The 13,281-nt window shown below is 37.8% G+C and carries 11 protein-coding genes; 1 reads left to right on the forward strand and 10 read right to left on the reverse strand.

The genetic code is table 11. The features are described from left to right. Positions 1-155 precede the first annotated feature (155 nt). The 3 genes from AB4114_RS22250 to AB4114_RS22260 all read right to left on the reverse strand — a co-directional run bounded on the left by AB4114_RS22250 (position 156) and on the right by AB4114_RS22260 (position 4,461). Positions 156-629, reverse strand: a complete 474-nt coding sequence (locus AB4114_RS22250; RefSeq protein ID WP_441990420.1) for a hypothetical protein — start codon at positions 627-629, stop codon at positions 156-158. A gap of 642 nt (positions 630-1,271) precedes the next feature. Further along, positions 1,272-2,717, reverse strand: a complete 1,446-nt coding sequence (locus AB4114_RS22255) for a stalk domain-containing protein (RefSeq protein ID WP_441990421.1) — start codon at positions 2,715-2,717, stop codon at positions 1,272-1,274. Positions 2,718-3,447: 730 nt separating this feature from the next. After that, the gene (locus tag AB4114_RS22260; RefSeq protein ID WP_441990422.1) at positions 3,448-4,461 is read right to left on the reverse strand and encodes a stalk domain-containing protein; all 1,014 of its coding nucleotides are present in this window, start codon (positions 4,459-4,461) and stop codon (positions 3,448-3,450) included. Between the two features lie 485 nt (positions 4,462-4,946). Here AB4114_RS22260 and AB4114_RS22265 point away from each other — a divergent pair, with 485 nt between their 5' ends. Then, positions 4,947-5,198, forward strand: coding sequence for a helix-turn-helix domain-containing protein (locus AB4114_RS22265; RefSeq protein ID WP_441990423.1), 252 nt, complete (start codon positions 4,947-4,949; stop codon positions 5,196-5,198). Between the two features lie 57 nt (positions 5,199-5,255). Here the strand turns inward: AB4114_RS22265 and AB4114_RS22270 are convergent, their stop codons facing one another. The 7 genes from AB4114_RS22270 to rlmD all read right to left on the reverse strand — a co-directional run bounded on the left by AB4114_RS22270 (position 5,256) and on the right by rlmD (position 13,120). Further along, positions 5,256-5,546, reverse strand: coding sequence for a hypothetical protein (locus tag AB4114_RS22270; RefSeq protein WP_441990424.1), 291 nt, complete (start codon positions 5,544-5,546; stop codon positions 5,256-5,258). A gap of 407 nt (positions 5,547-5,953) precedes the next feature. Continuing rightward, the gene (locus AB4114_RS22275; RefSeq protein ID WP_441990425.1) at positions 5,954-7,495 is read right to left on the reverse strand and encodes a caspase family protein; all 1,542 of its coding nucleotides are present in this window, start codon (positions 7,493-7,495) and stop codon (positions 5,954-5,956) included. A 58-nt stretch (positions 7,496-7,553) separates the two neighbouring features. Then, positions 7,554-8,057 (reverse strand): hypothetical protein, encoded by a 504-nt coding sequence (locus AB4114_RS22280; protein WP_441990426.1) that lies wholly within the window; start codon positions 8,055-8,057, stop codon positions 7,554-7,556. Positions 8,058-8,301: 244 nt separating this feature from the next. After that, on the reverse strand, positions 8,302-10,032 hold the full coding sequence (locus tag AB4114_RS22285; protein WP_441990427.1) for a DUF2326 domain-containing protein: 1,731 nt from the start codon (positions 10,030-10,032) through the stop codon (positions 8,302-8,304). Further along, entirely contained in the window at positions 10,023-10,250 is a 228-nt protein-coding gene (locus AB4114_RS22290) for an ABC-three component system middle component 6 (RefSeq protein ID WP_441990428.1), read from the reverse strand. The genes AB4114_RS22285 and AB4114_RS22290 overlap by 10 nt, the downstream gene beginning before the upstream one ends. After that, positions 10,234-11,214 (reverse strand): ABC-three component system protein, encoded by a 981-nt coding sequence (locus tag AB4114_RS22295; RefSeq protein ID WP_441990429.1) that lies wholly within the window; start codon positions 11,212-11,214, stop codon positions 10,234-10,236. Before AB4114_RS22295 ends, AB4114_RS22290 begins: the two co-directional genes overlap by 17 nt. Positions 11,215-11,713: 499 nt before the next feature. After that, positions 11,714-13,120 (reverse strand): 23S rRNA (uracil(1939)-C(5))-methyltransferase RlmD, encoded by a 1,407-nt coding sequence (gene rlmD, locus AB4114_RS22300; RefSeq protein WP_441990430.1) that lies wholly within the window; start codon positions 13,118-13,120, stop codon positions 11,714-11,716. Between the last annotated feature and the right edge of the window lie 161 nt (positions 13,121-13,281).

Genomic DNA, 13,281 nt, shown 5'->3' on the forward strand with positions numbered 1-13,281 from the left:
TAAACAAATGCGAATTTCCTGCTCAATGTATAGGCAGAACACGAATTATTGGCGCAAGGAAAATAAGGTGTTGAAAATATGCTTATTATAGCCATACCGTGGACAAGCATCTGGCTTTAGCCGGACAAACGATGCTTGTTCACGAATATCGACAATTAACCTACTCGAATGAGACCATCACCTTTAGACCTTACTGCGATTGTACCGTATTCACTAAAATCCCTCGTATGATTAACAACATACGCATAGAGGATACCCTCACCAGCAAGTCTGCACTGATATTTGTAATAGTCCCTAACTGCCTTAGCACGCTGTCGAGGAGTAAAACTAGTATCATTCCCTATAATTGCCTGTCCAATGTCTTTCGGTACAACAAGGAAACTAGTTGTCTCTGACCCATCCAAAGTTGATACATATGGGAGTACATAATAAACAAGCATCCCCTGTTGAAATAAAACATCAACAACATCTTGATCGTCGAAATCTAGATCGACAAAATAATGTTGTTGAGAAGAAGCTTCGGTTTTAAATAATGGTCCATTCCAAAGTGTCGCAATACTAGCACCGCCAACGCCTATAGCACTCAACATGTCTATAGCCAATTTCTCGCTTTGAGTGTAATTCTCCACGTTAATCAACCTCTCTAAATTTAGTTTATACTAACCATTAAACCCCTCATGCATACCATCCACTCGTATACAACAGTGCGTTATTAGCGCCTAGCGGAAGGAATAACAGGAGTATAAAACTTATGTCTGTGGGCGGCAACTAACTCACCAATAAAGTTGTTGGATATCATAAATTCCTACCGATGTGGAAAGAATCGCAGTCCAACTGGATGAATTTTAAGGTCAAGTCTTCTTTGGATGTGAATACTCTGGGCTCCTACAACTCCATGTGCCTTCATCTGCTGCATTGACATTTTCTTCTCTGCACTTCCTTATCTATTAGCTCTGTAAAATTCTCGATAAATAATTACTGCAGCGGAGATTGTTACTGAACTCTACTGTTCTGTAACAACGAAGATAAACGGAGAGCGTCCTATCAATACCCTTGCAACAGTAAAAAGACGCCTATCCGTATTAGGATAAGCGTCTCATATGGTCTTAGCCCAGCTCGGGAGCCGAACTCCTGATATACCGAACTATATATTTATATACTTGTCATGTACAAGACCAGAATATAGGCACAGCGTTATGTAGGTCTTAAAAAATACAAGTGCTAGGAGATTATCCCCTAGCTCTCAATATTGTAAACCACAGTTAATATTATTATTTGTTAAACTCGGCTACGATAGTTACTGTTGAGGAAGCTTGATCCCAAAGAACTGTACCCCCAATAGCCTCGCTCACGAAACGCAATGGGATGAAGGTTGAACCGTTCTCGATAAATGGAGCTTTAGCTAATGTAATCTTAACATGATCGACATAAGCAGTTGTCGAACCTACACGTAACTCTACAACTTTACCATTATGCTCGATTGTAATTTCTTGAAGTGGTTGGAACCAACCAACCTTTGAGCCTAACTTCTCGAATACCCCTCTGAGAGGGATGTAAGTTGATCCGTCGATTACCTTAGCTGTAGGGTTCAGTGTTACATAATCACCGTTAATTCGGATACCTACACTAGAAGTAGTGAACTTCTTCGAAGGATCAAGTGGCTTAGCAAGTAACTCACTCTTACTGGCTTGAGTGGTCTTGCTGATATAGATTTTGTCAGTACCATCTGAAGTTGGTGGGGTGGTAGTTGTTCCACCACCAGTGCTTCCGCCATTGTTAGTGCCTCCACCTGTATTACCAGTATCAGTAGCACTAGCTTTTGTTGTGAAAGACCATTTTACACCGTTGACATTCATATTATAATTTGTGTTGTAAGCTAAAGGTTTCTTAGGGATAATAATCCAAGAAGAATACCCTGTTCTCAGTTCAGTTCCCTCATCAAGCTCTTTCTTCACAATTACATCTACTTTGTTACCCTTACTATCGGTCATACTTGCAGGAACTGTTGAAAGACTCGATGTATTTGCTAATGTTGCTGTTACTAGATAACCTGCAGTTAGAAAGGTCAAACCAGTACMCTTTAGAGGATCTGGACTCTCTTCCGCTAACATGGAGATATTTATATCCTTTTGACCATCGAAAGGATATAAAATATCTTTACCCTCCGATACAGGGTTAACACCACGTTTAAGGGCATACATAAAAACTACTTTCTTACCTGATACCCCTACTCCAACTGTGTATAGGTTAGGATCTACCATTGGAAATCTATGATATGGTGCGCTTAGAAGACTTTCTGCTGCTAAATTTGCCCCTTGACTTGTGACACCTTCGGCATAGTAATTAGCTCCAAAAGTATTAATGAAGTTCTTACCTCCTATAGCATCGAGCCTATCTTCCATCTCTACACCAGTGAAGTTGGGTTTTGTTTTATCCTGAACATGCGAATTTAAGTTATTAGAACTTAAATAAGTAGCATGTCCTTGAGCCGCTTGAGTTAAAACTGGATCTAGCTTGATATCGGCTGTTAATCCAGAAGCCTTCCTGATAGTGTTAAGCTCATTCATAATATCTACCGCTTCTTGCTGATAGGTGTAACCATCAATCTTGACCGATGCTGCGGATACTTTACTGACTAGAGAAGGTACTACCCCTGAAGACAGAAGGGTTAGAGATAAAGCGATAGCCGTTGTGACTTTTAATAGTTTGCTTTTCAAGTTCAACATCCCCTTTTGTTAATTTCATGTTGTACTACTAGCTTACTAGATTGTCCAAAATAATAATCACAAGACTCCATATGCGTCTTCTGATCGAAATACCATCCTGATTAAGAAATCAATAGTAGTTGTCATTTTATGTCTTGAAGATTAAATCTAACAGATGATATATAAGCCCAAACTCGATAATTTCAAAAAAAAATCCCCCAATGGGAACATACGTTCTTACTAAATAGTTATTATTATCTTGTATAAGATTACCACCACATCATAATCAACTCAACACTTTGCGACACTTATTCATATCTGCGTAGTCGATAGCCCCCTAGGTGAGTGTTTAAAAGCAATGGACGATAGAAGCGGATAGAGAAAAAAATAGAGCTAGAAGAATATATATCTCTAGCTCTATCCGTTCAGTTGATGTTATTTATTGAACTCGGCTACGATAGTTACCGTTGAAGAAGCTTGATCCCAAAGAACTGTACCCCCAATTGCACACTTCACTTAAAACTGTTTCTCGTTCCATTCACAACCGACGCAATGTCACGAAGCTTAAAGAAGTTATTACAATTAATCTTGTAGGCTTCAAATGATACCTCTTTACAATTGACGAATACCATGGTGTAGCTTCCAGATTTTGGTTCATATATCTGTCTGGAAGCTACACCATAATCATATTGGCAATGCTCGCCGAAGAAGTGGATATACTTATAGCTTTTTATTTATTCTATTATTTTCTCATATTGATATCTTCGTCTAATGACTCACGAAAAAAAATACCCGGATCAGCACCATCAGGGGCATGCACCAAGATACTATCAACCCTTCGATTAATAAAATCATAACGATTTACAAAAAGATTATTTATCAAATCAGATGAGCCATCCGGCAACACCCTCACAATATCGTAATCTTGGGGGTTGAATGGAGCTACAGGACTTCCAGCAAGTTGAGGAACAACGTTTACTTTTGTTTGTATAAAAATGAGAAATAAGTCTTCTCCAAATTTATCATGAATATCATATGCAATTTGTTTAGTTAAGCGATGCACAGTTGAATCATCTGATTTTAGTAATTCCATTAAAGCACCGAGGTCTTGAGCTTCAGTCAATTGAACATAAAGTCCATAATAACCATCACCAAATACCCCATAGTAATCAACTTTCATTGTATGGTCGTCAATACTTAGTTTAGAATACTTTCCTTTAAAATACTCATTTCGATCTTTGAGTATTTGAAGTAGTGCAGCTTGAGATCGACTCTCGATAAGAGCGGTTCCTGTTGCAGCATCCCATTTAATTGTTGCTCCAAGAGCTTCGGAGACGAAGCGGAGAGGGACGAGAGTTGCGTTATTAATGACTGTGGCTTCCTTGGCTAGTTGAACCGTCTTACCGTTGACTGTTGCTGTCTTAGCACCAATCTGCAAGACGATTACAGTCGAATCCTTGGTTGCGGTAACTGTTTGAGTCTGCGGATTCCAACCTATTTCAGCTCCGAGTTTCTCAAAGATTTCTCGCATGGGAACCATTGTGGCTCCGTTGATTAGTAAGGCATCTTGTTGCTTGAAAATCATGTCTACCCCATTAATAGTTACTTTGACCTTCTGGTACGCGGCTTTGGCTGAATTGGCTGCCAGAATACTCACATCGCTCGACTTCGCCTCGACTACCCCACCTGATAACAAAGAATTACTTAATACTACTGCGCCTGCTAGGGCTAATACACGCATTCTGATTGCCTTCATGAACGTAAACCTCCATATGTATGATTAAATTGAGCTTCCTTCTGCTTGGAGGTGAATTTATCTAGGTGACTGCACTGGCAAAAGTTAGCTTTTTGTTCAACATGATTCTCGTTCCTATTATTTCAGGGCTTTTTAGTTCTCCCTCTTAAACCTAATCTAAGGTGGGATTTAAGGTCTTAAAAATAAAATCTAGTAGACGAGATATAAAACTAATCTCAATACCCTAATAAGCTTTTAGATTACAGGAACACATGATCTTTTTTTTCAATTATTTCTTTGTATAATTTCACCACCACATATAACAGTAGACAATAAGTTTGTGACAAACTGCCATTTTCAATAGCAGTTTGAATCCCTCTAAAATAGAGTGAACTCATCAAAAAAATAAAACAGATAATGTTAATTATTGCCTTTTTGTTGAATACTTTATCTGTTGGTTGTTATTATAACATACGCATAATGGTTATTAAAAGGAGTCTTTTCCTTTGAACCATAATGAGCAAACTATCAAACAAGTTATCGGTAAAACCTTAAAAGCTATACGAATAAAACAGGGCTTAAGTCAAGAGGACTTAGCTGGAAAATGCGAGGTAGATCGCTCCTACATATCCATGATTGAAGTCGGCAGAAACGAGCCTTCTGTCAGCAAGATATTTGAACTATGTGATGGGCTAAATATTAAGCCATCTTCTTTCTTTCAATTAATTGAAATCGAATATGATAAACTTAGATCCTGAAAATAAATAGAGAGCGGAGATTAAGCACCATGCTTAATCTCCGCTCTTTATTTATTTTCAATCTGATGTAAAATCCTGAATCCCCTTAAGACATTTCATTCCATCTTTTATTCCTGCTAAATACATCCATTCTTTTTCAAGGGCATTACGATAATTCAACGTTTCCTCCCAGTTAAGAAGATGCTGGTAAAGTCGTGGAGCCAATTCCTGCTTTAACTGTCCCTCTAGTTCAACCTGCTTCTGTCGCAATGGTTCGACTGCTGGCAATCTACCAGCCATTTTAGCTAACTCATTGAAACGTTCATCAAACGATGGCTTAGCCCATACAGGCAGTTGAAGTTGTCTCAATAATATCCCCTCCCAAGGTAAAGTTCGTTGATCTTACCGTAGAAGGAAAGCTTATTCAATAGCTGTTTTCGGTGCAGTTACATTCTCATGATACAAGCTCAAAATTTTGCGATGCTCTCAATTATTCGATAAGAACATGCCTTACCGACCGTAAGTTCTGAATTTCTTCGATGAATTCCTGCTGCCACTCAGTTGACGTTGCCGCACTGCTATATTCGAGAGCAAGATCGCAATGCTGTCTGGAGATGAACGGAAGCATCACCAATTGCGTATCGTCCACTCAAGAGCGACCAGCGAATTGCGATAAGATTCGCGTTCCCATTAGAGATGTGAGGAACAACGGTCATATAATAAAACTCCCAAGAAACAAGTTTGGAGCATATTACATTAGTTTTCACGATTTCTCATTATAAATCTATTTCTAGTTTACGAACACTTTCTACATCAGAAAAGTATTGACTAATAGTCATTTCCATGCATGCTTTTCTATTAGCAGTGGTTCTCTGGGATAAATATTTCTTATTATAATATAAGGATAGGTCGTGTATTGTTCCAAATAATAATGAACAAGCTTCACTCCAATTTTTAATATCTTCTGGTGGGATAGCGAAATCTGTGCTTTTGAAATAATATCGATCTACTTCTGATATAAAGCTCTCTAAAGCGTCTACTAGTTCTTGTTCTGACAGAATCTCATTCTTATACTCATTGAACTGATAGATTATTCTCTCAGCGAGAGTTATTAGAATCGCCAACATTTCCCTTGTCTCGAGTATTACTCTTTCTCGGCTACCCATATTTTCTTGGTTTAAGCTCCTTAGAGACTCGTAATATGGGAGTAGTTTAAAATGGACGTTTTTAATAATAAAGGTATCCTCGCTATTTACCCTATACCACCAATCCTTATTTTGAGTATCATCAACCCATGTTGTAATACATAGATATGTCTTTCTAATCATGTCACTATCATCGCGTCCAAAATAAATCCAGATAATATTAGCCATTTTTTCTGATAATAATAGTTGCGTATCGGCATTATTATAGACTTCTGCTCTTCTGATTTTTTTGGTTACTTCTAACGACACTTTACTTATCTCATCAAGGGATATAGGAGATTTCAAGATAACTTCAACTGAATATCGCTTTGTAACTCCACTATGACTAGGCTTGACATCATAGATAATATAATCGTCACATTCTTCATAAATTTTGTTTGGTTGATACGGCACATAGTCATGTACTTTAAAACGTATTGTCCCACCCATATTTGCTCTAAAAATAGGTTGCTGTTGTTTAACTGGATTTCTATAGCTCCAGACTTGTGAATATAGGCAAACTAGTTTCTGTATGTCGTTCAATGAAACCGTCCCTTGCTTAACTATCAGTTTATCTCGAAACGCATCACAAAGAAAACTCGTAAAAACGCTTGTAGATTTATCAGGATGTTTGTAGGATGATTGAATTGAGTTACTAGAAGAGAGAACCGCATACCCCTTGCCTGCAAAATCATCTATAGTATTATTAATATTATGAGATGACGCACCATCCACAGAGTAGTTTCCTGAAAAGCAACAGTCTAAAAAAATCGCCTTTCCCTTAGCTGAAACATTCTCGAGGAACTGAATAATTGCCTGTGTACTTATTGCTCCATCAGTAAATGCGAGACAATGTTGATTGCCACTTTTTCCGCCACCATGCCCAGAAAAATAGAAAATTAGATTGTCCTCTTTACTTGTTAAGTTCGACATTTTTTTTAAGGCTTCTATAAAGTCCATAGTCGTTACATCAGCTGATTCACCAAGCGAGATAATGTCTTCATTTGCTATATTCAAACCATTGACCAATGATTCCCTTACTTCAACAACATCATTCATACAAAAAGGAAGATTGGGTGTTTGTGAGTCATAATAATTACTAACCCCTACAACTAGTGCTAGCGTCTTTGACATATTAGTTTCACCTACCGTACTCAGTATATTTCTAAAAAAGAATATATTTCTTTAAGTCTTACATATCTCTAATGCCCCTGAAGCGATTGCGAATCCAATCTATAGTGCTTATCTCTTTAGAAAGCACAAATGAGTTATACATATTATAATTGAACAATGCAATAAAGAAGACCATACCTAATAAACTAAACTGATCGTTGAAAATAACCTCTTGCCCCGTTACAAGACTCTGATTCATAAGTAGTGCTTTCATCGATACAATAGCAGTAGCCAAACCTGATAGGTATAAGAAAATTAAGTTAATCCCTCTGAACCAACTACTAAAATCTACACTTTTAAAGAGTTTTTTATAAACTAGATGTATTACCGCCGTTATCACAAACGACAAACATGAACCGACTATACAACCATAAAATAAATTTCTGATAGGATGCTGCAAGTTCCCACTAAAAAAGGGCTCTACTAACTTCATTCCTATCCAAAAACTAAGTATATACAGCAAGAAAAAAGTAAAACCAAAGAACATAAGCCTACTAACAAATTTTTGAATCCAGTCAAACATTAAACCTCCCCCTTTAATGATATTACGATACTATCGCACCAATCGTTTCAAATATCTACCATAAAATAAATTCTAATGGACAAAAGAAAAGTCCAAGCACGCTGTCTGCTTGAACCTCTCGTATTAGGTAAATGTGGCGTTAAATCAATGCATTCTCACTACCGACACACAGCACTCAACGTGTGACGAATATGTAATGACAACAAACATTTACGTATCCTAGAGAATGTAAATTCTCGCAATATCATCTAGAATGGTTACCTTCAATTTTAAAGAGTTTTTCCTCTTGTGAGAGTTTGATGACATAATAATCTTCGTTTTTTAATTCATCTGGAAGTTTATCTTTTAGTATTGAAGCTACGAACTGAACATTCTTATCACTTAAAAACTCTGCTAATCTTACAAGTTGATTATCATGCATTAGCTCTTTTTTATCATTTAGAAGAAAATGTAGGCATGGAATATTTTCTGCATCAGCAAAAAGTGTATAGGCAATATCAAAACATAGTATTTCTCCCTGTTTTTTTCCAGAACTTAAGTTTGCATTAAATGAACTAAATTTATATAAGAGTTGTTTATTCTTATTTATTACCTTGTCATATTTTAAAACATAACTCTCACCATACAGTTTATTGGATACCGCTGCAAAGTACTTATTAAACTTGAACATCTGATTTTTTACTGTTTGCTCAAATTCATCTGAAAACAGCACATCATCAATTTCCTTTAATTGAGTATCATAAAAATCTATATTAGACTCAACTTCATTCAATTGAGAAATGATATTTTCATATTCCCCTTTTTTTCTGAATTTCTCGTTAAGTTCTAGGATTAATATTTCTAAGTCTGCGAATGAATCACTTTTAGAAACGATCTCCGATATAGTCTTCTCGTCATCTAATAATTTCCTTAATTTATCACTCTCACTTGAAATCTTTGCTTTCAAAGTTGGTAGCTCACTGGAGATAAACCGTTTCTTTTCGGTAATCATTTTATTGTGATATTCAACAAGATCTTCAAAAGATTTTTGAATTCCACTTATATGTTTAGTTGCCTGTGAATAAATTAATCTAAGCTGAGGTAAATCAATAGTTGAAAAATTTGAGTTGAGATCTTCTTCTGTTTCAATAATTAAATCCTTACGAAGACTTAAGTTACTTACAACTGAACTTGATTTATTTATTTGATATTTTATATCATTAAGTCTATCTAAATCTCTCTCGAAATTTTCATTTATATTGAAGTTGGATTTGCGCTTATTGAGTTCGTCTATTTCGTCCTCTATCAACGATAGTGCAACTTCATACGCTGTTTTAGTTTGATTTTTTTCTAACCTTGTCCTATAAGAATTCTCTTGTTTAAGTTTAGAAAGTATTTCTTGTTTGGTTTCGCCCTCTTTAAAAGAGCAACCAAGCAAAAATAAATAAAGTGTTTCATATTCTGCATCAGTTGTAAATCTATCTAAAGTTTTTAATGTATTGTTTATATTTTGGTCTTTATAACGCATATTGTGTGAAATAACTTGTCTAAATGAAGGTTTCCCTAAAGAATAATCTGGAAGGATTAATTCCCATAGTTTAGGCTCAAACTCTTCCTCAGTAAAACTCGTTCCATTAATTCTACGAATTATCTTTTTTCTACTTAAAAAATTTCTTTCGATCGTTATTTCGGGAGAACTTTCATCATCTAAATTGCGTTTAAGCACCAGTGTAACTAGCACTTCATTACTAACTAAAAAATTTTTAACCAAAGTATATATTTCACGTTTCGACTCAGTATCAGAATAAATATTTGAAGGCGTGCCTCCTAAACAAAAATCTATTAATTTTAACACTGTCGTTTTACCAACATTATTCCCTGTACTTTGGTCATCCGCAGTAGGGGTTTCATCAACAATTAAATTAATTCCTTTTCGAAAAATAATTTCTCGAATGATTTCGTCCCCACTACTTATCTTCAAGGATTTTAAGAACATAATTTAACCTCCCCTACGTCATTTAACTCTGCTACATCAATTAAATAAAGCCAGTCTAGACACAAAATGAAAATTGAAAATGACATGCTATGCTCTGCCTTTACATTTTGAAATAAATCCATTATCACTTGCACAGGCTTCTTTTGTAATTCTATTAAAACTAATGAGCCATTATAAAATATACTATGCTCTGGATGTATATTATCTGGTAATAGCATATTCATAGCCCTCCGGATTTTTAAATATTTTACAACGAATAAATGCATCCACAACAATAATATTTACGCAAACATCTAATTCTTCAATTGGTATTTCAACATAATTCTTACTGTTATTGATCAAGTCTTTAACCTCTTCAATAATCATAAAAAAAATTCTGTCCGAGCTACCAACAGTCGGTTCACTACATATTTTTATATATTGTTTACGAATAGCTTGTAAAACAGCATAACTTTTATTCGCACCTAATTTATCAAATTCGCTATACTTTTTATCTAGCTTACCATAATGAATTTTATAATCCTCAATAACCATTCTCGAAGCATTAAGCTCATTAAATATTATCTTATTTTCAATTTCAAAGCTGTTTGCTTGATTATCATTATCAATATTAACAAGATTCTCTTTAGATAATATATTTATTATACTAGCCAAATTGGAATCTAATTTAACTATATCTAATTCTCTACCTAATTCTTTTTTAATGAATTCATATAATTTCTTTTGATCATCTATCACTAATGATGATACTCTCCTCAAAATTACATTTATGTCCAAAATATCATCATTAGGAGTAAACTGAATCCCATAAGGATTCTTAAATATTTTAACTCTTAAGTCGGAAGCATCTTTTGCAATAGATATGAATTTAAAAGTATATGTAGAATACTTCCCAAAAATCTTTTTACTCAAAGAGCCTTCAATCTTCTGTTTGGTTGAAGTCGCGGAAACTTGAACTATTACCTTGTTCAAATTATCTATTAAGTCTATTCCTTCTACATTTTGTTTAAATGCATTTAAGTTCTCAAGCTGCCATCCAAATAATAAATTTAGTAGACTTAGATAAAAATCTTCTGAGTGTACATGCAAGTCTAGTAAGTTTAATTTTCCTTTAGCAGTAATTCTATATGCGAGAACATTTAATTTTTCTTCTATAAAATTAAAATAGTGGGAGCGATTCATAAGTAGTTCCTTTCATGACTAATTTCATGTCATACAGAATATATATTATAATTCGACATCCTCGACTTTTTCCCTGTTAAATCAAAATTAAGACCTTTTGCGTTCTATTTTGATGCTTACCACTTCTAGCTTAACGAATCATATTCGTTCCCTGCTTGGGTTAAAATTAAAAAAGAGTGCTCTTGATACATCTCTCAACTAGAAATCTCAATATTAAACAATCAATCATTACTAAGTCTCGCAACATTGTTGTCGATAGACATCTCATCAAGAAATACTAGTAATTATACCACTTATATTCCGATGACTACTAGATGTCTGCAATTTACAGACGAAACAAACCCCGACCGTGTCAGATCGGGGTTTTCCTAGTAGAGGCGAGGAGATTTGAACTCCCTTTAGTCCACTATTAATGAATTCTTCACAAGTGTCGAGACAAATAAAGCTTACGTAATCTTTCCATATAGAAATTTAAAACATTTGGTTTAGGCGTTCCCGATTATTTGTCAACACGATGTATTGACACTACCGCCTCCACATGCACCGTATGCGGGAACATATCCACCGGCGTCACCTCCGCGACGCCGTACCCGCCATCGACCAGCACGCGCAGGTCGCGCGCGAGTGTCGATGCGCTGCACGACACGTACACCACGCGCTGCGGCCGCAGCTCGAGGATGGTCGCCAGCAGCGCTGGGTCGCAGCCCTTGCGCGGCGGGTCGACCACGATCACGTCAGGCCGAACGCCCTGACGTGTCCACTCCGGCAGGACGACCTCGGCGGGTCCTGCCTCGAAGTGCACGTTCGTCATGCCGTTTAACTCGGCATTCTTACGTGCATCCGAGATCGCCTCTTCGACGATCTCGACGCCGTACACCTGTCCCGCGCGCTGCGCCAGGAACAGGGAGATCGTGCCGATGCCGCAATAGGCATCGACAACCGTTTCGCCGCCTGTCAAAGCGGCGTACTCCAGTGCCTTCCCGTACAAGACTTCCGTCTGGACGGGGTTCACTTGAAAGAAGGATCGTGCGGAAATGGCAAATTTCACTTCGCCGATATAGTCATAGATGACCTCGCTGCCCCACAGGACGCGAGTTTCATCCCCAAAAATAACATTGGTCTGTCTCACATTAATGTTATGACAAATGCTCTTCACCGCAGGCAGAGCCTCGCGAATGCCAGCAATCCACTCATCCGCACGCGGAATTTCAGAGCCATTGGTGACCAGAACAACCATGACCTCGCCCGTGCGGAAGCCGACTTTGACGACGACATGGCGCAGCAGCCCAGATCCCGTCTCTTCACTATAAGCGCGAATTCCTAAGCGCGAACCGATCTCTTTCACACGTGCAACGACCTCGTCGTTCGCCTCATGTTGAATCAAGCACTCTTCCATATCAATGATGCGATGACTGCCCTGTGCATAGAATCCGCCGATGAGGCCGCCCCGCTCTTCCCCAAAAGGAACCTGAGCCTTGTTCCGATATCTCCACGGATCGCCCATCCCCAACGTAGGATGAACGATGATTCCTTGACCTTGATTATCACCAGGCTCACCCGCCACCGCCAACTTCCCAATCCGCACCAAATTATCAACTACCTGCTGCCGCTTCACGCGCAGCTGCGCCTCATAACTCAAATGCTGCAGCTGACAGCCGCCGCACTCATCATAAATCACACAGTCGGGAACCACGCGATCTGGACTCACTGCCAACAGTTCGACTAAACCAGCATACCCATACTGTTTCTTCAAATGTTCCACACGCACAAGCGCCCGCTCACCCGGCAGCGCCCCCGCGACAAAAAGGGTAAAGCCGTTCACACGGCCCACCCCTTCGCCATCATGGCTGATCCCGATGATCTCAGCCTCGTATTGCTGCCCGATTTGCACAGGCAAGCCTGCCATCCAAGCTGGCACTTCTGTCTTCCCTTTGCTGTTACTATTCMCTCTGTTTCCTTCCGACCTGCCACTACCTCTATGTTTACCTGGCGCGGAGCCAGATGTACCTTTTGTTTTCATAATAACCTCACTTCATCTTTTAACCTTCCAAGTGGGAGGGTTGGGCA

Origin of the sequence: Paenibacillus sp. 2RAB27, from assembly GCF_052115445.1 — a bacterium.
Classification (GTDB): Bacteria; Bacillota; Bacilli; order Paenibacillales; family NBRC-103111; genus Paenibacillus_E.